This window comes from Sphingomonas vulcanisoli (assembly GCF_011761305.1).
Classification (GTDB): domain Bacteria; phylum Pseudomonadota; class Alphaproteobacteria; order Sphingomonadales; family Sphingomonadaceae; genus Sphingomonas_I; species Sphingomonas_I vulcanisoli.
The window spans coordinates 93,955-113,960 of record NZ_JAAOZC010000010.1 but is presented as its reverse complement, the minus strand read 5'-3'; the positions used below and the strand labels follow the sequence as shown (position 1 = coordinate 113,960).

22 protein-coding genes are annotated in these 20,006 nt (G+C 64.2%); 14 read left to right on the top strand and 8 right to left on the bottom strand.

Annotated elements, in window-relative coordinates; translation table 11 throughout:
- Window positions 1–155: 155 nt before the first annotated feature.
- The 5 genes from FHS31_RS15015 (at window position 156) to FHS31_RS14995 (ending at window position 2,405) form a co-directional block, all read left to right on the top strand.
- Window positions 156–581, top strand: coding sequence for a helix-turn-helix domain-containing protein (locus FHS31_RS15015; RefSeq protein ID WP_167075001.1), 426 nt, complete (start codon window positions 156–158; stop codon window positions 579–581).
- Window positions 582–610: 29 nt separating this feature from the next.
- Complete coding sequence (locus FHS31_RS15010) at window positions 611–958, top strand: hypothetical protein (protein WP_167074999.1); 348 nt, start codon at window positions 611–613, stop codon at window positions 956–958.
- Between the two features lie 31 nt (window positions 959–989).
- Window positions 990–1,457: a hypothetical protein gene (locus FHS31_RS15005; RefSeq protein WP_167074997.1), complete on the top strand. Its 468-nt coding sequence runs from the start codon at window positions 990–992 to the stop codon at window positions 1,455–1,457.
- On the top strand, window positions 1,427–1,897 hold the full coding sequence (locus FHS31_RS15000; RefSeq protein ID WP_167074996.1) for a MarR family transcriptional regulator: 471 nt from the start codon (window positions 1,427–1,429) through the stop codon (window positions 1,895–1,897). The genes FHS31_RS15005 and FHS31_RS15000 overlap by 31 nt, the downstream gene beginning before the upstream one ends.
- 103 nt (window positions 1,898–2,000) lie before the next feature.
- Window positions 2,001–2,405 carry a WGR domain-containing protein gene (locus FHS31_RS14995; protein ID WP_167074994.1) on the top strand — a complete coding sequence of 135 codons (405 nt, stop codon included), beginning with the start codon at window positions 2,001–2,003 and terminating at the stop codon, window positions 2,403–2,405.
- Window positions 2,406–2,479: 74 nt separating this feature from the next.
- Here FHS31_RS14995 and FHS31_RS14990 read toward each other — a convergent pair whose 3' ends face one another.
- A complete protein-coding gene (locus tag FHS31_RS14990) occupies window positions 2,480–2,902 on the bottom strand; it encodes an RrF2 family transcriptional regulator (RefSeq protein WP_167074992.1) in 423 nt (140 codons plus the stop codon).
- A gap of 158 nt (window positions 2,903–3,060) precedes the next feature.
- Between FHS31_RS14990 and hemA the strand changes: the two genes are divergently transcribed.
- From hemA to FHS31_RS14975, 3 genes are read left to right on the top strand one after another with little or no spacing between them, the layout of a single operon-like run.
- Window positions 3,061–4,275 carry a 5-aminolevulinate synthase gene (gene hemA, locus FHS31_RS14985; RefSeq protein ID WP_167075027.1) on the top strand — a complete coding sequence of 405 codons (1,215 nt, stop codon included), beginning with the start codon at window positions 3,061–3,063 and terminating at the stop codon, window positions 4,273–4,275.
- A 1-nt stretch (window position 4,276) separates the two neighbouring features.
- Window positions 4,277–4,744, top strand: coding sequence for a hypothetical protein (locus FHS31_RS14980; protein WP_341786379.1), 468 nt, complete (start codon window positions 4,277–4,279; stop codon window positions 4,742–4,744).
- 44 nt (window positions 4,745–4,788) lie between these two features.
- Window positions 4,789–5,514, top strand: coding sequence for a VIT1/CCC1 transporter family protein (locus FHS31_RS14975; protein ID WP_167075024.1), 726 nt, complete (start codon window positions 4,789–4,791; stop codon window positions 5,512–5,514).
- 17 nt (window positions 5,515–5,531) lie between these two features.
- On the opposite strand, the gene FHS31_RS14970 is transcribed toward FHS31_RS14975, so the two are convergent.
- Together FHS31_RS14970 and FHS31_RS14965 are read right to left on the bottom strand one after the other, a co-directional pair.
- On the bottom strand, window positions 5,532–6,176 hold the full coding sequence (locus FHS31_RS14970; RefSeq protein ID WP_167074990.1) for an SOS response-associated peptidase: 645 nt from the start codon (window positions 6,174–6,176) through the stop codon (window positions 5,532–5,534).
- Window positions 6,177–6,243: 67 nt separating this feature from the next.
- Entirely contained in the window at window positions 6,244–6,552 is a 309-nt protein-coding gene (locus FHS31_RS14965) for a hypothetical protein (protein WP_167074988.1), read from the bottom strand.
- Window positions 6,553–6,747: 195 nt separating this feature from the next.
- Between FHS31_RS14965 and FHS31_RS14960 the strand changes: the two genes are divergently transcribed.
- Window positions 6,748–7,947: a hypothetical protein gene (locus tag FHS31_RS14960; protein ID WP_167074986.1), complete on the top strand. Its 1,200-nt coding sequence runs from the start codon at window positions 6,748–6,750 to the stop codon at window positions 7,945–7,947.
- A gap of 52 nt (window positions 7,948–7,999) precedes the next feature.
- Here FHS31_RS14960 and FHS31_RS14955 read toward each other — a convergent pair whose 3' ends face one another.
- Together FHS31_RS14955 and FHS31_RS14950 are read right to left on the bottom strand one after the other, a co-directional pair.
- On the bottom strand, window positions 8,000–8,272 hold the full coding sequence (locus tag FHS31_RS14955; protein WP_167074984.1) for a hypothetical protein: 273 nt from the start codon (window positions 8,270–8,272) through the stop codon (window positions 8,000–8,002).
- 48 nt (window positions 8,273–8,320) lie between these two features.
- Window positions 8,321–8,989 (bottom strand): SOS response-associated peptidase family protein, encoded by a 669-nt coding sequence (locus FHS31_RS14950; protein ID WP_167074982.1) that lies wholly within the window; start codon window positions 8,987–8,989, stop codon window positions 8,321–8,323.
- A 136-nt stretch (window positions 8,990–9,125) separates the two neighbouring features.
- Between FHS31_RS14950 and FHS31_RS14945 the strand changes: the two genes are divergently transcribed.
- From FHS31_RS14945 to FHS31_RS16670, 4 genes are read left to right on the top strand one after another with little or no spacing between them, the layout of a single operon-like run.
- On the top strand, window positions 9,126–9,854 hold the full coding sequence (locus FHS31_RS14945) for an ImuA family protein (protein WP_167074980.1): 729 nt from the start codon (window positions 9,126–9,128) through the stop codon (window positions 9,852–9,854).
- Entirely contained in the window at window positions 9,778–11,319 is a 1,542-nt protein-coding gene (locus FHS31_RS14940; protein WP_167074978.1) for a DUF6504 family protein, read from the top strand. The genes FHS31_RS14945 and FHS31_RS14940 overlap by 77 nt, the downstream gene beginning before the upstream one ends.
- The gene (locus tag FHS31_RS14935) at window positions 11,316–14,639 is read left to right on the top strand and encodes an error-prone DNA polymerase (protein WP_167074976.1); all 3,324 of its coding nucleotides are present in this window, start codon (window positions 11,316–11,318) and stop codon (window positions 14,637–14,639) included. The genes FHS31_RS14940 and FHS31_RS14935 overlap by 4 nt, the downstream gene beginning before the upstream one ends.
- A 41-nt stretch (window positions 14,640–14,680) precedes the next feature.
- A complete protein-coding gene (locus FHS31_RS16670) occupies window positions 14,681–14,815 on the top strand; it encodes a hypothetical protein (protein ID WP_279587918.1) in 135 nt (44 codons plus the stop codon).
- A 289-nt stretch (window positions 14,816–15,104) separates the two neighbouring features.
- Here the strand turns inward: FHS31_RS16670 and FHS31_RS14925 are convergent, their stop codons facing one another.
- The 3 genes from FHS31_RS14925 to FHS31_RS14915 form a co-directional block, all read right to left on the bottom strand.
- A complete protein-coding gene (locus FHS31_RS14925) occupies window positions 15,105–15,350 on the bottom strand; it encodes a hypothetical protein (RefSeq protein ID WP_167074972.1) in 246 nt (81 codons plus the stop codon).
- Between the two features lie 908 nt (window positions 15,351–16,258).
- Window positions 16,259–16,912, bottom strand: a complete 654-nt coding sequence (locus tag FHS31_RS14920) for a YoaK family protein (RefSeq protein ID WP_341786378.1) — start codon at window positions 16,910–16,912, stop codon at window positions 16,259–16,261.
- Between the two features lie 848 nt (window positions 16,913–17,760).
- Window positions 17,761–19,071 carry an NRAMP family divalent metal transporter gene (locus FHS31_RS14915; RefSeq protein WP_341786377.1) on the bottom strand — a complete coding sequence of 437 codons (1,311 nt, stop codon included), beginning with the start codon at window positions 19,069–19,071 and terminating at the stop codon, window positions 17,761–17,763.
- Window positions 19,072–19,199: 128 nt separating this feature from the next.
- On the opposite strand from FHS31_RS14915, the gene FHS31_RS14910 reads away from it, so the two are divergent.
- Window positions 19,200–20,003 (top strand): universal stress protein, encoded by an 804-nt coding sequence (locus FHS31_RS14910; protein WP_167074967.1) that lies wholly within the window; start codon window positions 19,200–19,202, stop codon window positions 20,001–20,003.
- Window positions 20,004–20,006 lie beyond the last annotated feature (3 nt).

The following is a 20,006-nucleotide window of genomic DNA, read 5'->3' as shown; positions in this document are numbered from 1 at the left end:
CGACAGCGCGGCATTTGATGTCGTCGATCGAAGATTTGCCCCAGTTCGGCGACGGGAGCCCAAGTAGACCCCATAATGAATATTAACCTCAGATAAACGACTGTGCAGCGGCGTTCCGCGCTCCTACGATGTTCTCCCGTTGCCGAGGAGTGCGCATGGGAGGTGGACGTTTTTCGGGGTTGAGTGAGCGTCAAAGGTCTTATCTTCGACACGTCTTCCAGCACCGCCGGTCGCACGAGATCGCCTATATCGAGGGCGTCAGCGCCCGGGCGGTCGACAAGCAGCTCCTGCTCGCCAAGGATCTGATCGGCGCGACCAGCCGACACGAGGCCGCGCGGCTATTCGCCGAGCATGAAGCAGGGGTAGAAGGGCTCTACCCTGCAAGCATTGCCCCTTCCCGACCGGCTTTCTGGCCGCTTCCCCTGCCGCTGCCGACCAGGGCGCATCCGCTCAACCTTCTCTCGTGGAAGCAGGTCTTGGCGTGGGGTGTGATCATCGCGATCGCCGCCCCTATCGCCATCACCGTCGCTGCCATGCTGATCGTAGCGCTGATGCTCCTGTCCGGCACTCATCTCAGGTAGCGGCGCCATGCGTCGCAGAGGAGGGCCTCATGACCGATCTTTCAATCTCGAGCCGCTTGGTGGCATCCGATCTGCGCCGCGCGGAGCGCTCAATCAGCACGGCGACGCGCGATACGGCGCAATTCCTGGTGACGACGCTCGATGTCGCCGAGTCCCAAGGCCTGTCTCCGGCGTTTGCGCAGAAGACCGTCAAAGCCACGGTCGATGCGCTCGTGACGCTGGTGGAAAGCCAGCAGCATCTTGTGGTGCGCGCGCATGGCTCGGTCGAGCGCGCCGGCAAGGCGCTGGGGCTGACCGTCGTCGACTGGGGCGAAGGCGCACCCAAGCCCGGTATCGAACGGGAAGATATCCGCTCGCCAGAGCCGGTGCAGGCATGATCGCGGTCGCGCCCGATGGCCCGCGCACGCCATGAGCCACGTATCGCTTGCCCTGATGTTCGATCTCTTCCTGGCGGGCACGTGCCTGTTCGCCTTCGTCTGGGGTGGCGGGCCGGAAAAAGTCGGGTCGGCGCTCAACGTCGCGGCGTCGGTCGCGACCACGGCGCTGCGGCTCCTCGATCCACGCTTCTTCGCGCCGGCGAATGCCGTCATCTTCGCCATCGATCTGCTGGTACTCGTCGGCTTCTTCTGGCTGGCCGTGCGCAGCACGCGCTTCTGGCCGGTCTGGGCTTTCGGGTTCGCGCTCGCCGATGTCGTGCTGAGCGTGACCGCGGCGCTTTTGCCGCATGTCCCGCTCTTCGCCTTTCATACCGGGCTCGGGGTCTATGCCTATCTCGCGCTCGGCGCGATGACGCTCGGCACCTGGACCTACCGTGCATCCCGCCGAGCGGGCGGGACTGACCCGTCATGGCGAAACAGGATGATGAGCCCGAGCTGATTCCGGTCAGCATCTCGCTTCCGATCGAGATCGTCGAGCGTCTGGTGAGCGAGGCGCAGGAGAACGGACAAGCGCGCGAGACCGAGCGACTGACATTGGCAAAGCATGTCATCAGCGGTCGCCGCCGCCGCGAGAAATTTCTGCCTGGGATCCGCTTCGGAGAGGCCAGCTGGGACATGATCCTCGATCTCTATGTAGCGACGATCGAGAGCCGGAAGGTCGACGCATCGGGTCTGTGCCTGGCGAGTGGCGTCGCCCCGACGACGGCGGTTCGCTACGTCGAGATGCTCGTCGAGGACGGATATGTCGGCCGCGAGCCCGATGAACTGGATGGGCGTCGCTCTTTCGTCACCATGAAGCCAGCGCTTCGCGCGGCGATCGAGAATTGGCTCGATGCCGAGATTGCGGCGCTGAAGCTGACCAGCATGCTCGTTCGGTGAAAGGCCTTGTCGTGCCGGATTGATTCAGCCGGTCGATCACCCGGCCTGGGTGATTCAGACAAGTCGTTAGACCGATGGAATCGCCCCCCGCTACCCATCGGCCATGGTGTTCAGCATCCGACTGCAGGCGAGCGATCCGGCGCGAAACTGCCACCGGCAATATAGCCTTGTGGTCGAACGCGACCTGCTCGGCGACTGGCTCGTCCAACTCTCTTTCGGTCGGATCGGCACGCGCGGCCGTGCTCTCAGCACGGTTGCCGCTGATGAAGAGGATGCCCGCAGGCTCGCACGGGCTATCCTGCGCCGCCGTGCAACCGCGCCGCGCCGCATCGGTGTTGCCTATCGCATGACCGCTCTCTTCGCGATCGACGGCTGGGCCGAGCTGACCCAAGCGTTCGCGAGCCGGCAGCGGTCAGGGTCCGATCAGCTGCCAGCGGCAAACCGGATCAGCACGGCCAATACCAACAGTCCGAATATGGCGCCCAGGATCATCGCAGCCTCCATGTGACGGTGATCGTCCCACCGATCCGATTCTGCGCCCATTGGGATTTCTACGGACAGGCTGCCGCGTCATCGCCCAGCTCAGCCCGTCCGATGAAAGCAGGGCGGGTCGCCTTGATCGCTGAGAAGGACGTCGTGCAGCGAGATCGTGGACAGCGCGTCGAGGAACGCCTGGCGCGCGCCGGCCAGCGCCGCGCGCAGCACACAGTCGCTGCGGATCCGGCAGCGCGTGCAGTCCGACCGTTCGAGCCCGGTTTCCGACAGCCGAACGATGTCACTCAGCACGATGTCGTCGGGTGCCTTGACCAGGTGGACGCTGCCGCTGCGATCCTGCGCCTGGTGCAGAATGTCCGCGCGCACGAGATCTGCGACGACGGCGGTCAGCCGCAGATGCGAGATGTCATGGGCGCGCGAGATCTCCCAGATCGTGCAGGCGTGATCGGGCCGCTCGCCGAGATGAAGCAGGACGCGAAGCGCGTCGTCGGTTTTCTGCGACAATTCCATGCCGGCCAAGGCAACATGGGCCGCCGGAGTCGCTCAATACGTGGTGTTACCGATGCGCATACCCTCCCCTCCTTCGTAAAACTACGCACATCGCCGCCGTTGGCGGCCGCGCATAACCCCCGACGATGGACGATCTGCGAGCCAGAGATGGGGTGGCGATGGACTATATGGCGACGTTCGGCGCGGCGATCGAGCGGCTACACGACGAGGGGCGCTACCGCGTCTTCATCGACATCCTGCGCAACAAGGGGAACTATCCCAACGCGCGCTGTTTTGGTCAGCGCGCCTTGTCCCGGCCAGTCACGGTCTGGTGCTCGAACGACTATCTCGCGATGGGCCAGCATCCCGCTGTCATCGCGGCGATGGAGGAGGCGCTGCACGATGTCGGAGCGGGCTCTGGTGGCACGAGGAACATCGGCGGCAACACCCATTATCATGTCGCCTTGGAGGCCGAGCTTGCCGATCTGCACGGCAAGGAGAGCGCCCTTCTATTCACCTCGGGCTATGTCTCCAACGAGGCGACGCTGGCGACGCTTGGCAAGCTGCTTCCCGGCTGCATCATCTTCTCCGACGAGTTAAACCATGCGTCGATGATCGCCGGCATCCGCAACGCCGGTTGTGAGCGACGGATCTTCCGGCACAATGACATGGCACATCTCGAGGAATTGCTGGCAGCCGCCGATCCTGCCGCGCCCAAGCTCATCGCCTTCGAGAGCGTCTATTCGATGGAGGGCGATGTCGCCCCGATCGCCGCGATCTGTGATCTGGCCGACCGGTTTGGCGCTCTCACCTATCTCGACGAGGTCCATGCGGTTGGCATGTATGGCGAGCGCGGCGGCGGCATTTCCGAGCGCGACGGCGTCGCCGACCGGCTGACGATCATCGAAGGTACGCTCGCCAAGGCGATTGGCGTCATGGGAGGCTATATCGCGGCCGACCGGCTCATCACCGACGTCATCCGCTCTTACGCACCAGGCTTCATCTTCACGACATCGCTCTCACCGGTGCTGGCGGCCGGCGCGCTCGCCAGCGTTCGCCACCTCAAGGGTTCGTCGATCGAGCGGGAGTGTCAGCAGCAGGCCGCAGCCGACCTCAAGGCCAAATTCGCGGCGGCCGATCTGCCAGTGATGTCATCGACCACGCATATCGTCCCGCTCCTGATCGGCGATGCGATCACCGCCAAGGCGGTCAGCGACGCATTGCTCCAGGACTATGGGCTTTACGTCCAGCCGATCAATTTTCCGACCGTCCCCCGAGGCACGGAGCGGCTCCGCTTCACGCCGGGGCCAACCCATGACGCCGCGATGATCGACACGTTGGTGGCTGCGGTGAGCGAGGTGTTGGGACGCGCGCCGCTGCGGCTTGCCGCCTGAGGTGGCCATCAACGATTTCGAGATTGCGCGGGTGGCCCATGTCCTCGCAGTCGTCATGTGGATCGGCGGCGTCGCGTTTGTCACGATGGTGATCATGCCCGTGATCAGAAGGCGCTATCCACCCAACGACCGGCTGGCGACGTTTCGGACGTTCGAGGGGCCTTTTTCGCTCCTGGCGAGGATCTGGGTGACACTGGCCGGGGCAAGCGGAGCGTGGATGCTATGGCGCGGCCATCTCTGGCCGCTGCTTGTCGAGCCGCGCTTCTGGTGGTTGGACGCGATGGTCCTGCTTTGGCTGGCGTTTGCCGCGATGCTCTATGTCATCGAGCCGATCGCGCACCGCGCCCACCCGGCCCAATGGCCGCGCGAGAAGGCCTTTGGCCAGCTCGAAAAGGCGCACCGCCTGGCGCTGACGGCGGCATTGATCACGATCGCCGGCGCGGTCGCTGGCAGCCACGGGCTGCTTTGAGCATTTAGGTCCGATAGCGTCCGAATAGGCAGGCAGAGATGTTGATGGAGGACAGCGTATTTCGGCACCGTCGGCCTCGGCGGCACCGCGAGAATCATTCGATCGATCGAATCGGGTGGCTGCGTGCGAGTGTTCTCGGGGCCAATGACGGCGCACTTTCAACCGCGAGCCTGATCGTCGGGGTCGCTGGCGCCGGCGTCAGCCATTCCTCCATCCTTCTCACGGGCAGCGCGGCCCTGATCGCCGGCGCCTTGTCGATGGCCGTCGGCGAATATGTCTCGGTCTCATCGCAAGCCGATCTCGAAGCGGCTGAGCTGGCCAAGGAAGCGGCAGAGCTCGAAAAGGATCCGGCTTCGGAGCGCCGTGAACTGGAAGCGATCTACGAGCGACGCGGCGTCTCCCCTGCGACAGCGCGCCTCGTTGCCGGTGAGCTGATGGACCATGATGCTCTGGCGGCGCACGCACAGGACGAGCTGGGCCTGGCCGATGCGACCGCAGCCCAGCCACTGCGCGCCGCCGCGACTTCCGCCGCCGGGTTCGCGGCCGGCGCGATCCTGCCGCTCCTCACAGCGGTCGCGGCCGATACCCCGATGGTAGTGCCGGCCGTGGTGGCGATCACCCTCTTCGCCCTGGCGCTGCTGGGCGCGCTGGGCGCCGCGACCGGCGGCGCGTCGGTCGCACGCGGGATTGTTCGCGTGGTCTGTCTCGGCGCGATCGCTTTGCTCGCGACGACGACGCTCGGCCACTTATTCGGCGCTGTGGCCGGGTAACGAACGTCCGGTTCGGGTCAAACCAATGTCGGCGCGGAAACCCGCCCCTTGCGCTTGTCCCAATATTCGTCGGTCCGGACCATCTCGATCAGCGCGTCGGGGAAGCAGCGATTCTGGAAGGCCAGCACGTCGTCAAAGCTGCCGTTGAGCCAGGCGTCATACTCTTCGGGATGAAGCAGAACCGGCATACGGTCGTGAACGGGCCGAATGGCGTCGTTGCAATCGGTCATAACGCCTGAATAGACCGCACCCCACTCATATTGCGTGTCGAACCGCCAGAGCCCGGCCCAGGCGAAGATAGGCTGGTCCTTCACATGGAACCAGGTCCGCGTCTTGGCGCCCTTCGGCCCCTCGGCTTCGGCGAAACCGGTGAGCGGGATCAGGCAGCGCCACTGCGGCTTGGCGGCGATTCCCTTCCACATCGGCTTGCTCAATTCGCGAATGTTGTTGACCGGCTTCGGCTTGGCGGTCGGAGCCATCGTCTTGAGCGGAAATCCCCACGTCATGGCCTCGATCACGCGCCGGCCCTCGGCCTCGCGCACCACGAGGCCTTGCGTGCCGGGATAGACCTCGCCGCCGACGTTGGAGGCCATCGGATTTTCGACGCCGAAATGCGCGGCGATCTCGGCCGGTCCGAGCCGCTCGGTGTAGAGATTGCACATGGAGCGATCCTATCATGGACGGCGCTCCGTGCCATAGGCAGCGGATCCTCTCGTCGGATAACGCCGCTCAGCAGATCAGCACCCATCCTCGCCCGCGAATCTTGCGATAGCGGAAGTGATTGACGTGACGGCCACTGCGGTCCGCGCTGCTCGAGACGCCAATGACCGCGACGCGAGACCCGGCACGATCGCCGCCGCTTTCGAGGATGATCCGACCGTTGATCCCGCACGGCGTCTTCCAAGGCCGCGAAGTCCCGACCCGATCATGCCGGAGCATCGAGTCGGTCAGCGGATTGAGAGCGTCGTAGATTTCTCGCCATTCCGGCGTCCAGCTCCACGGCACCTCCGCCGCCAGCGACCGGACGGGGGCAAGCATGGCTGCGGTTGCGACAGCGATTGCCAGCAACATGCGCATGGTGCCCATCTTCGCATCTCCGATCTCGTCGGATCGGAATTACGTGCCCGGATTTGCTACAACACTTGGTAATGTCCCTAAGGCTCGAAAGCAGGGAAGCGTTGCCGACCCTCACATTTCCTCGGTAAACATCGCGTCAAGAACATGGGGGCGAAAGTGATCAAGGTCTGGGTGCTGGTTTTGTCGTTTGCTGGGTCCGAAGCGATGGCAGTGCCACCCCACAACCCGCTCCGTCATCCTCCGGTGATGAAGACACCACCCATCCCTCTATCCGATTTTGATCGCGCTATGGCTGCAGCCCGGAGTGACGAGCATCAAACCGACCAATTCGCTGCTTCTGCGGTCGATCCTGCCATTGTCGGAAAGCCATTCTCGTTTGCGCTACCTGCCGAACAATATCCCGGGGCGGGTCGCCCGAAATACACTTATGAGAATGGCGTTCTGACCTTAGATCTTGAGACCGGATACGTCCGAGCGCCCGTCGCACGCGGTAAGCTCGGACTCAACATGATGCACTCGATCCTTGTCCAAGAGAGTCACAAGATGACTGGGCGATACGTCGGCCAGAACGCCTATGGCGCAACTACCGAGGTTACGAGTTTCAGCGGCAAGTCGAATGCGCTCGCTCTTGTTACGCAGCCAGCCATGATGCTTTCACCATCTTCGTTCGACCGCGGTCTAACGATGCTGGAGGGTACGAGCTATTGGGTACGCCTGCCGCTTGAACCTGCCGCAGCCAAGACCATCGCGCTCGATGCCGATGTTGTCGTAGAGGGTACTTATACCAAGCTTGGTGATACAGATAAGATCGTTGGATGCGAGATCAGTGGGGGTTCAGCGACGATTTCGCTTCCCGTTGATAGTTTTGACGAGCGGTGCTTCATCGGAGTGAAAGTCAGCCGGATCGCTTTCGTCCGAAGATCAACTCACGAAGTTATTAAAGAGTGGACACAGAGCGAGACTGCCGATGGTCCATTGCTGTGGCATCAAGTGCGCGCAGGCATGAATCGTTACCAGTTGAAGGCCGTGGAGCCTTCCCTTTCTGAGGGCAGTTATCCTCCGCTCAAGGACCAGGAGGGCCATACGGTCAACGTGGAAACCGATCCGAACCATTTGGTAACGGCCGTGCAGGTCAATTACAGTACTTCACGTTCGGCTCGCGACCTGTTGCGAGAGCTCACCGCAACCTACGGGTCGCCTGTTGCTTCCCAATGCTTCGGATCGCGCGATTATTCCTCATGTGAAGGTGAGTGGAATGGCCCCGGAGGAACTGTCGTCAATCTATCAATCATGAACGAAGTGACATACCGTTTATCGGGCAGCAAGCGCCCGACCGGAGTTCTTTTGGGTAAGTAATTGGTTTCGATGGAGACGCTGTTCTTGCGAGCCGCAAGATGGCCAGAGTCTATTAGCGACCGCCCGTTTTCGTTTCCATAGTTGGTGATCGACCGGGCGGTGTCGGGTTCAGGACGTGAAACACGCACAAGACGACAATCAGCAGGCCGAGCAGCTTCGTGCCGCCCTCGATCCATCGGGTCAGGATCGAATGGCCATAGGATCGAAAGACCTCGAGTCCCGCGTGATTACGCCGGTAGAAGGCCGCTCGCGATGGATAGGCGATCAGCGCGAGCCCGATCAGGATTCCGATCGCAGGACCGGCGAAAAACATGAGCGTTGCCATTGTCGGTCCTTTCCTGCGGGGCCTCCGGACCTCCGGTCCGTCATGCCTTCAAAGTAGAGCGAGCTGCGGCGCCGATCCAGGCGGTCCAACCCCGCTTCGCCACAGATCGTCGGTTCGCTCGACCGTCATTCGGTCACCAGCGAACGGCGGGCGATGCTGAAACCAGATCACGTCCTTGATCGAGCCATGCAGCCAGCGGTCATATTCGTGCGGCTCGATCAGGACCGGCATCCGGTCGTTGGTTGGCGGGATGACGTCGTTGGCGGCCATCGTCATGCCGGCATAGACCGGGCCGAATTCCGGCGTGTTCCGGCAAAAGCCGGCCCAGGCCATGATCGGCTGATCGGTTACCGAGAACCATGTACGCGTCATGGCCCCGGCCTCACCATCGGGGTTGGCGAAATGGGTCAGCACGATCAGGCAGCGATAGCGCGGATCGACGACCATCGTGTCCCACATGGGACTCGTGAGATTGGCGACCAGCCCGAGACGTTCGGGCGGGTCGCCTGCCAGCCGCCGTTCGCGCGTCTGGCGCGGAAAGCCCCAGTCGAGCGCTTTGAGCAATCGCTGGCCATTTTTCTCGATGACCACCAGGCCGGTCAGGCCTTCGGTAATCTCGCCGGGCACCTCGAGCGCCTCGAGCGCCCGGGTTAACGGGATGCCGAAATGGTCCGCGATCTGCGCGATCGGAGCCTGAATAGAGTGCAGCCGCGACATGCCAATCTTACCTAATGCGACTCGGGGTCGCCGCAAGATAGCACGGAACATAACATGAACACAACTCGTTGACTCACCCGCGCAAAAGGGTCGATCCTGAGGCGCTATTTCTCATTGCCGAGTCTCGTGGAGCAACATGCGCCAGTCGTCCGTCCTTGCCAATCTGCGTGCGCAAATCGCGCAGATCGAGGGTGCGGGCGTGCGCCACCAGAGCCTGCCGTTCGGCATTGCGGCGATCGATTCCTGCCTGCCAGGGGGCGGCATCGCCGGGGGCGCGCTCCATGAGATGTCCGGTAGCCCCGACCTCTCTGACGATGCGGCGATGACGGTGTTTCTCGCGGGTATCCTTGCGCGCCTCGACGGTCCGATCTTCTGGTGCCTGCGCTGGCGAGATCTTTTCGCGCCTTCCCTTCACCTCGCCGGCCTGCATCCCGATCGCGTCGTCTATGTCGAGGCGGGAAGCGACACCAACGTCCTGACGGCGATGGAAGAGTGCTTACGACACGAGGGGCTGGGCGGAGTCGTCGGAGAACTCGGCAAGATCGGCCTGACGGCCTCGCGCCGGCTGCAGCTCGCCGCGGAGCAATCGGGTGTTCCAGCGTTCGTTTTCCGGCGGGCATCGCCCCTTGAGACGACGGTCGAGGGAAGTGCTGCGGTAACGCGGTGGCGCGTCCGTGCCAGCCCAAGCGAGCAGCTGGGCATCCCCAGTCTGGGCCGCCTACGGTGGGACGTGATGCTTGAACGGGTGCGCGGTGGCGAACCGCAGCGCTGGCTGGTGGAGGGCGCCGATGCGCAGGGTCGTATCGGTCTTCCTGCCGACATGGTCGACCGACCGCGTCCGGCGGAAGACCGGCAGGCCGCCTGACGACCAGGCGCCCCCTCTCGTCACCGCTCTGCCCGACCATGGTCGTCGTATCATTGCGGCGGCCGATATGGCGGCACGCCGGCAAGGCATTACCCCCGGCATGACGGTAACGCGGGCGCGCAGTCTCGCGCCCGAGCTCGTCGTGATCGATGCCGAGCCCGAGGATGACTTGGCGGGGCTCAAGCGCTTGGCGCTCTGGGCCGCCAGACGTTACTCGCCGCTCGTCGCGGTCGATCCGCCCGACGGACTATGGATCGATATCACCGGCTGCGCGCATCGCTTCGATGGCGAGGTCCCGCTCCTCAAGGACATTCTGCGACGGATCGCGGCGTCGGGCATGGCCGTGCAGGTCGCGGTCGCCGACACGGCGGGCTGCGCTCATGCCGTGGCGCGCCACGTGCCGTCCGGCCGCCCTAACGTCATCGAACCGGGCAAGACGCGAACCGCGCTTGCGATCCTGCCGGTTCACGCGCTGCGGATCGAGCCTGGAATCGCCGATGACCTGCGCAGAATGGGCTTCGAACGAGTCGAGCAACTGATCGTGGCGCCCCGCGCACCGCTCGCCAAGCGGTTCGGCAAGCAGCTCTACAAGCGCCTCGACCAGGCGCTTGGACAGATCCCCGAGCCCATCGAGCCGATCGTCCCGCCAAGTGTACCGCGCGTGCGACGCGGCCTGCTCGAACCGATCATGACCGCCGATGCTTTCATCCAGGTGATCGGCGACCTCGTGGACGACCTGATCGCCCGGCTGACCAACGAGGGCGCCGGGGCGCGCCGCCTCGACCTCTTTTTCGAGCGCGTCGATGGTCATTTTCAGTCGATCCGCGTCGGCACCGCTGCTCCGACGCGCGATCCTGGGCACTTGCGCAAATTGCTGAGCGCGAAGGTCGAGACCGTTGATCCCGGCCTTGGGGTCGAGGCGATGACGCTGATAGCGCCGCTGATCGAGCCTTTGGGACCTCGCCAGGGAGAAGGTTTGATCGCAGCGGGACGGCGCGGGCCGGATCTCGCGGCGCTGGTCGATGCGCTGGCCAATCGGTTCGGTCAACGCCGGCTGTATCGGGCGACGCCGAAGGCCAGCATCATGCCGGAGCGAGAGATCGAGCTGGTGGCGCCGCTCGCGCGCGCCGACGCCGCGGGCTGGGATGATGATCTGCCCCGTCCTGCGCGCATGCTCCTCTCGCCCGAACCGATCGAGGTGACGGCGATGCTTCCCGACCACCCGCCCGCGATGTTCGTATGGCGGGGAAAACGTCACCGTGTTGCCCAAGCCGATGGTCCAGAACGCCTGCACGGCGAGTGGTGGCGCGAAGCCGGCCATGAAGCCGCCATGCCATTTGCGGTGCGCGACTATTTCCAGGTCGAGACCACGACCGGCAGCCGCTACTGGATCTTCCGCCAGGGTGATGGCGAAAGCCCGGCGACCGGCCCGATGAGATGGTTCGTCCACGGGGCGTTCGCATGAGCGACGATCCGCTCGATGGCGTCCGCTACGTCGAGCTGCAGGTCACGAGCCATTTCAGCTTCCTGCGCGGCGCCTCAAGTCCCGAAGAACTTTACGCCGCTGCCGGCCTGCTCGGCCATGCCGCTCTGGGCATCACCGATCGCAACACGTTGGGTGGCCTGGTTCGCGCCTGGGATGGGCAGAAAGCGACCGGCGTGCGGTCGGTCGTCGGCTGCAGGCTCGATCTCGTGTGCGGCACCTCACTCCTCGTCTATCCGACCAGCAAGGAGGCCTATGCCCGGCTGTGCCGGCTGCTGAGCGTTGGCAAGGCGCGCGCCGGCAAGGGCGCCTGCCATCTCCACTGGTCGGACATTGAGGATTGGGCCGAGGGGTGGATCGCGATCCTCGTACCCGATCGCGCCGACGCGGTCACCGAGCAGGCGCTGGCGCGCACCGCGAAGATCTTCGGATCCTCGGCCTTTCTCGCACTGTCGATCCGCAGGCGTCCCCGGGATGCGATCCGCTTGCGCGATCTCGCCGCGCTGGCGGCGGCGGCGCGCGTGCCGACCGTCGCGACGGGCGACGTCCTCTACCACTCGCCCGATCGTCGGCTGCTTCAGGACGTAGTGAGCTGCATCCGCGAGAAATGCACGGTCGATACGCTGGGCCGTCGCCGCGAGCGTTTTGCCGACCGGCACCTGCGCGCGATCGCCGAAATGGAGCGCTTGTTCGCGCGCTATCTTGGCGACCTCGGCCCGCTCCGGCGCAGCGTCGAGATCGCACGGCGTTGCACGTTCGACCTGGGCGAACTGACCTACACCTATCCCGACGAGATCGGGGCGAGCGGCCTGACGCCGCAACAGCAACTCGAACGGCTGACATGGGACAAGGCGCCCATCCGCTATCCCGATGGCGTGCCCGACGCGGTCCGCGCGCAGCTCAACCACGAGCTCAAGCTGATCGAGCAGCTCGCTTACGCCCCCTATTTCCTGACGGTCCATTCGATCGTCGCCTTCGCACGCTCGAAGAATATCCTCTGCCAGGGGCGCGGCTCGGCGGCCAATAGCGCGGTCTGCTTCGTTCTCGGCATCACATCGATCGACCCGGTGAAATCGGAGTTGCTCTTCGAGCGGTTCGTCTCGGCTGAGCGCCGCGAACCTCCCGATATCGACGTCGATTTCGAGCATGAGCGGCGCGAGGAAGTGATCCAGTGGATTTACGAAACCTATGGCCGCGAGCGTTCGGCGCTGACGGCGGTCATTTCGCGGTTTCGCGCACGCGGCGCGGTGCGCGAGGTCGGCAAGGCGTTGGGCCTGACCGAGGATGTCGTTGGTGGGCTTGCCAGCCAGGTCTGGGGATGGAGCCGCGAGGGTGTCGAGGCACACCATGCCGAAGAGCTCAACCTCGACACCACCGACCGCAGGCTCGCTCTGACGCTGGAGCTAGCCAAGCAGCTCATCAACACGCCGCGCCATAGCTCCCAGCACCCCGGCGGCTTCGTGCTGACATTGGGCCGCCTCGACGAACTGGTGCCGATCGAGCCCGCCGCGATGAAGGATCGGCAGATCATCGAATGGGACAAGGACGATATCGACGCGCTCGGCTTCATGAAGGTCGACGTGCTGGGTTTGGGCATGCTCGGCTGCATGCGCCGCGCCTTTGCGATGCTGGAGCAGGACAAGGGCATCGCGATGGATCTCGCAACGATCCCCAACGACGATCCCGCGACCTATGCGATGATCCGCAAGGCCGACACATTGGGCGTCTTCCAGATCGAGAGCCGCGCGCAGATGGCCTCGTTGCCGCTGCACCAGCCCAGGGAATTCTACGATCTCGTCATCCAGGTCGCGATCGTCCGTCCCGGACCGATCCAGGGTGACATGGTTCACCCTTACAGGCGTCGGCGCGCCGGTCTCGAAGCGGTATCCTATCCGACACCCGAGCTTGAGCGCGTTCTCAAGAAGACGCTCGGCGTGCCGCTCTTCCAGGAACAGGCCATGCGGGTCGCGATCGAGTGCGCGGGCTTCACGGCGTCCGAGGCCGATCTGCTGCGGCGTGCGATGGCGACGTTCAAGCTCACCGGGGGCGTCAGCCATTTTCGCGAAAAGCTGATCGACGGCATGATCGCGCGTGGGTATGAGCGCGATTTCGCCGAACAGACCTTCAAGCAGATCGAGGGCTTCGGTTCCTATGGCTTTCCGGAGAGCCATGCCGCATCGTTTGCGCTGATCGCCTATGCCTCCTCGTGGATGAAATGCCATCATCCTGACGTGTTCTGCGCGGCGTTGCTCAACGCGCAGCCGATGGGTTTCTACCAGCCCGCGCAGATCGTGCGCGATGCCCGTGCCCACGGCGTCGACGTCCGTCCGATCGACGTCAATCGTAGCCGGTGGGACTGCACGCTCGAGAAGACCAACGGTCGCTATCAGGCGGTGCGGATGGGGCTGCGCTATGCGCGCGATCTCAAGAACGATGATGGTGCCGCGATCGTCCTTGCGCGCGGGGACGAACCTTACAGCTCGGTCGAAGAAATCCAGCGGCGCGCCGGCGTGAGCGGCCGCGCGCTCGACCGGATAGGACATGCCGGCGGGTTCGGCTCGCTCGATCTATCGCGCCGCTCGGGGCTGTGGGAGGTCAAGGGTCTGGGGCACAGCGCCCTGCCCCTGTTTGCGGCTGCGGACGAACGTGCCGGTAAACTGCGCCCGGAAGCGGTCGAACCCGAAGTCGCCCTCGTCCCGATGGGCGGTGGCGAAGAAGTGGTCGAGGATTATCGTAGCGTCGGGCTGTCGCTACGCGCTCACCCCGTCGATTTTCTCCGCGAAGAATTGACCCGGCGCAAGATGGTGACCTGCGCATCGCTGCGCGACCTGAAGGATGGCCGCTGGGTCAACCTCGCGGGGCTGGTCTTGATGCGGCAAAAGCCCGGGTCGGCGAAGGGCGTCATGTTCATCACCCTTGAGGATGAGACCGACGTCGCCAATCTCGTCGTCTGGCCAAGCCTTTTCGACAAGCACCGCCGGATCGTTCTGGGCGCCTCGATGATGGGCGTGCGCGGACAGGTGCAGCGCGAGGGAGAGGTCATCCATATCGTCGTGCAGCGGCTCGACGATCTGTCGGGCCTGCTCGCGACGGTCGGCAAGCGGGCCGACGTCGCGAGCGTCTACCAGGTCGGCCGGGCGGACATAGCCAGGAACCCGGTCGGACCCGATCCACGCGATCCCGCGCATGCGCTCGGTCGCCCGCCTCGCGACATCTATATTCCCGACCTTCGTCTCGGATCAGGCATAATTCCCGGGCAGCAAACCGAGGGCATAAAGATCAAACCACGCGATTTTCGATGATGAAGTTGCAGAAAGAATGCGGGTTCTGATCGAGATTGGTGATGCAATCTGCCGTCGACACCGCGCCGGGCGCGGATGCCGGTGACGGGACCATATCGGCGCCGAGCGACTATCTCTTGGGCGGAGGTGCTGGCTGGGCGGCAGCCTGCTGCTTGGCGGCGACCTTGGCTCGGTGATGCCCGACCGCGCACCCGATCGCCGCACCGGCAACCGCATGTCCCTTTCCGACGAAATGCCCACCGACACCGCCCACGGCTGCGCCCTTTAGACACCCCTTCGCCAAGACAGGGGTCGGCAACAGCGCGACCGTCGCACCGATGAGAAAAGCCTTCTTCAGCATTTTCAATCCCTCGCTCTAGCATAATCGAAGGGCCTTTATGGCCACTTGGCCTAACTGGCCTCCAGCAGTCTCGGGAACGGCTCTCTCCAAGAAAAGTGCCGCATCGATCCTCGGCCTTGATCAGTCTAGGCCCTGAGTGAAAGCCCGCTTCCTGCAAGGGGAACTTCGCGCAGTATATCGAGGCCGTGCTGGAGATGGCAGGACGCTATCGAAACGTGGCGTGCTGCGACCGGCTCAACCCGCGTGACCAGCGCATCCAATGCTGCCAAAGCCCGCTCGAGCGAATGGACTTGGCTGGAGAGCTCATCCTGATTGGGATCGTGCGGCACCTCGATCTCCTCGTTCGACGCGAGCTGCCATGACGCAGTCATCCAACGAGCGGTATCGGTATTTCTACGAATTGAGCGGGTTACGGCAACATCCTGATCGTCCCGCCGGCTTCAATCCTGATCGTCGGGACGAATCGGACCTCGCCGATCGCCCCTAAGGCAGCAACGCGCAGCGACGATCAGCACCAACACAAAGATCAACAGCATCGCCAACGAGGACATCAGGCAGGCGTCCAATCCGATCGGAAGGCGTGGCGGCCGTCATCGCCTCTCCGCTGAATCGGAATGTCCGCGATGGGTCGGCGATGCGTGTGGATCACTTCCGCTTCCCCGGTTCAGACGGACGGGAGTCCGCCCCACCGATCATGCTTCCAGCAGGATCAACCGCCTCCCAAAATGCCGTGAGAGACAGCGTGCCACTGATCCGAGGGCTACCCGTGCCACCGCGCGCTTCTGCCGGTGAGACGCTGGCTCGTTCGCGCGCGCGCAGGCACCGCGCCCGCTGACGATCACTGGCACGCCGCGATCGATCGATTGGCGAGTTGCTCACGGCTGGGTCCAGAAGGAATGCCCGCGACAGACGGGTTTGATATCTACCCTTGGTGTCCGCGACTGAAAATTGCGGTGGGGCATGCCACGCTCCTTGTGCTGCGGCAGGCCATTTATCGTTTGGAACGTAGCATTTCGAGCCAAGGCAACCGGCGTTTTCATAGTGTTTGCGTAGTCGGACCAGCGCCTGAATTTGTGATCGCGCTGGACGGCATCAACCGCAACGACAGCCTGAACGCTAAGAAGGAGTCCTGCTTGGGGGAAGCAGAACTCCTTCGGGGGTCGGCCTCGCGAGGGTACACGCGGCCGGCGCTCTACATAGGCTGCCGAAAATATCTTTTCGAGCTCTACGAACGAACAATGCCATAGCTTTCGCATAGCGCCGTCCGCTGCCGCTGCTGTCATCGCCGCGCGCACGACGCGCGATTGATCACGATCGCCGCCACCATCAGCATCAACGCGAATGCCGTTGCCAGCCAGATCGCAGTCAATCCTAGGAGCGGGAAGGTGATGGCTCCGCCGATCGCACCGGCGACCAGGCTCAGCCACAAGAGGAGGTAGGGCATCCAACCGAACCGGGGTCCGCCAAAGAGCGCCGCCGCCACGTGCTGCCCGAGCTTCACGAGCGTTCCCGTCATATAGGTGACGCCCACGCTCACTTCTCCGGCGCGCTGGAAGACATTGTTTGCAGCCCCCATCGCGGCGGCCATGAAGAGTGTAGGGATCGGGTATGTCGTGCCGATCGCATGGCCGGACGCGCTGATGACCAAGAGGACAAACGTCGCCGCCAGGACCACCGGTTCACGCGCATCTCTCGCCAGGTGCCCGGCTGCCGAGCCGGCGATCACCCCGACGACAAAGGCGGCAATCAGGGCGCCGGCGAGCAGACCCGCTGGATTTGCCAGAGCAGCGCCGACGGCCAGTCGCGTCGAATTGCCGCTCATGAAGGACACGAACAGCCCGTTGAGCTGAAGAAACCCCAGGGCATCGACATATCCAGCCAGCATCGCCAGCCCCAGCGCAAGCGCTCGCTCGGGTCGGTCATGATGCCGCACGGGCTACCATCTGGATGACCCGGTGAAACGCCGTGCCAAAGCGCTCTCCGCGATAAGGGGTGAAGGGGCCTCACCGGGGTATTGGCGAGACCCCTCCGGGGTTTGATCGCGCGGGGTGAGCGCGGTCGATCGCCACCTAGATCGGGTGCGGAACCGCGGCTCTACGTAATCTCCCGTAGCCCCACCTGCGCAGATCGCGGGCCAGGCGCGTCCGTGGGTTCTACGGGATTTTACCAATGTCCCCCGCGGACAGCGACGATAGCCCTGACAGCTGCGAAATGGCGGGGCCGTATGAACGCTTTCATCTCCCATAAGGATGAGTTCGACAGCGTCGGCGGTGGCGATCTGGACACCAAGAAACGTCCGGGCAGATCGACCCGACCGTCCAACTTCATCGGCTCCCCGGGCTGCACCGTTCCGCCGATCGAGGAGACAATGGAGGGCGCGATAGCCGCAAATTGCCTGCTCGATGACGTCGCGCGTGGATCTGTAAGCGCCGAGGATGCCGATTCCTGGACGGTCGATCTTCGCGCGCACGGATTTTTTGCACTCGCGGCGCTCGCCGCGCACAGAATTGCCTTGGCGCAAGCGTCGACGGGCCGGAATGGGGACGTCTGCGGGGATCGACGATCGCCGAGGTCTCGGCGCTCGCATCTTCGGCTGCGAGCGGTCGAGGAGCTTGGCCGTTGCTATGAGGTGGCCGATCCCGAGGCGCTGGTGCATCTGCTCTTGTGCGAAATGTATGCACGTGGCTGCCGGAGGGCTGATCTGCTCGACACGAACCCCTGCGTCGGGTGCGATGCCCGTGCCTTCTGCCGGCCACCGCGGGCTGCAACGCCCGCGCCAAATCAGCCCGCGAACATCAAGACGACGGCCACACCCATCATGGCGGCCGCCGCCCAGCCTCCCGTTGCCAGCCAGCCCGTCGCCCGGAAAACCCCCATGACACGGCGGCTGCATGCAACCGCCATCAAGGCGACCATCAAGGGCACTGCGACGACACCGTTGATGACCGCGCTCCAGAACAAGGCGCGCATCGGGTCGAGCGGCGACCAGTCGATTGCGACGCCAAGCAAGGTGGCGCAGGCGATCACCGTATAGAAGCCTCGCGCCTCGCTGAAGCGCCGACCCAGACTGCTTTCCCAGCCCTCGGCCTCGGCGATCGCATAGGCGGCCGAGCCAGCGAGCACCGGCACAGCGAGCAGGCCCGTCCCGACAATCCCAAAGCAGAAAAGCAGAGACGCGAAGCGTCCCGCGATCGGTTGCAGGGCTCTGGCGGCATCTGCCGCCGTACCGATCGTCGTTATCCCGGCGAGGTGCAGCGTCGCACCCGTGCCGATCATGATCGCGATGGCGACGATATTGGACAATCCCATGCCCGCCCATGTGTCGAACCGCATGCGCGCGAATTCCTTGGGAGCCGCACTTTCATCTTCGAGCAGAGCATGGGCGTCGAGGTGGTCGGTAACCTCTTCGACCTCCTGCGCGCTCTGCCAGAAAAAGAGGTAAGGGCTGATCGTTGTCCCGAAGATGGCGACCACGGTGACGACGGCGTCGTGTCCGCTCAGATGGGGAACGAACAGCCCGAGCGCGATATCGCGCCAGACCAGGTGCAGCGTGAACAGCAGCGCCACATAAGCGAAGAGCGACAGCGTCATCCATTTGAGGATGCGTGCGTAGCGACGATAGGGGACCAGGACCTGCAGGACGAGGGACAGGAGCGCGAACCCCAATGTGTAGAGGTGGGCATAGCCACCGACGACAAGCTGCGTGGTCGCGCCCATCGCCGCGAGATCGGCACCGACGTTGATCGTGTTGGCCACGAAAAGCAAAGCTACCAGTACCAAGACCACTGGCCGCCACAGCGCGTTGCGCATGCAGCGGCCAAGTCCCTGTCCGGTGACGCGGCCGATATGGGCGCTGACCAGCTGGACCGCCGACATCAGCGGATAGGTCAGAACGAGCGTCCACAGCAGGCCCATGCCGAATGCGGCGCCCCCCTGCGAATAGGTGGCGATCCCGCTCGGATCATCGTCTGCGGCGCCGGTCACGAGACCCGGCCCCAGCTCGCGTATCAGCGCGAAGGGGCGATCGCGCCAGCTGCGCAGGCGGAGCAGGCGGCTTTGCAGAGGGCGCACGAGATCGATTTCGGTGTTCACGCGCGCCTCCAACAGGAGGCCTGCTTTTGCCCGCCGAGCACCTGGCGCGAGATACGTATCATTCCCAATCACCGCGTCTGATGCGTCGGCCTAGCCCTTGATCCGCCAACCCGGAGATGGAGGCTGACATGAAGAACGTACTTCTGCTCGTGCATGACGATTCGGGTCAGGAGGCCCGCCTGCAAGTCGCGTTGGACCTTGCGCGAGGTCTCGATGGACACCTGCAATGCCTCGATGTGGCGCTGATGCCGATGACCGTCGGCGCGCCCTATGACGGCATGTTCATCGGCGAGATGCTCGCGGACGAGGTCAAGCGCGAGGAAACCAACAAGGCCAAGCTCGAGCATCGCCTCGGGCGCGAGGATGTCCCGTTCTCGTGGACCGACGTCACAGGCGATTTCGAGTCCGCACTGGCCGACGCCGCCGGGATGGCCGACATCATCGTCGTCAACCGCAAGCTGACCACCTTCCCCTACCCCGACACGCGCCGGACGGCTTCCGAGCTGATCGTCCATTCTCACCGGCCGGTAATGGCCGTTCCCGAGACCACCAAGAGCCTCGACCTGTTTGGCCGCGCCCTGGTCGCCTGGGATGGATCGACCTGCGCCAGCGCAGCGATGATCGCGGCGGTGCCCCTCCTGAAGCTGGCCGAGAAGGTTACGATCCTCGAGGTAAACGACGGCTCGGTCGACACGCCCGCCGAGGAAGCCGCCGCCTATCTCGGTCGCTACGGCATCCACGCTCGGATCGTCCGCGACGAACCGATGGGACAGACCGTTGGTCAGCTTCTGCTGACCGCGACCGAGACGCAGGCGGTCGACTATGTCGTCATGGGCGGCTTCGGTCACCGGCGCACCACCGAGGCGATCTTCGGCGGCGCGACGCGCACGATGCTGACCGAGAGCCCGGTGCCGGTCTTCCTGGCGCACTGAGCG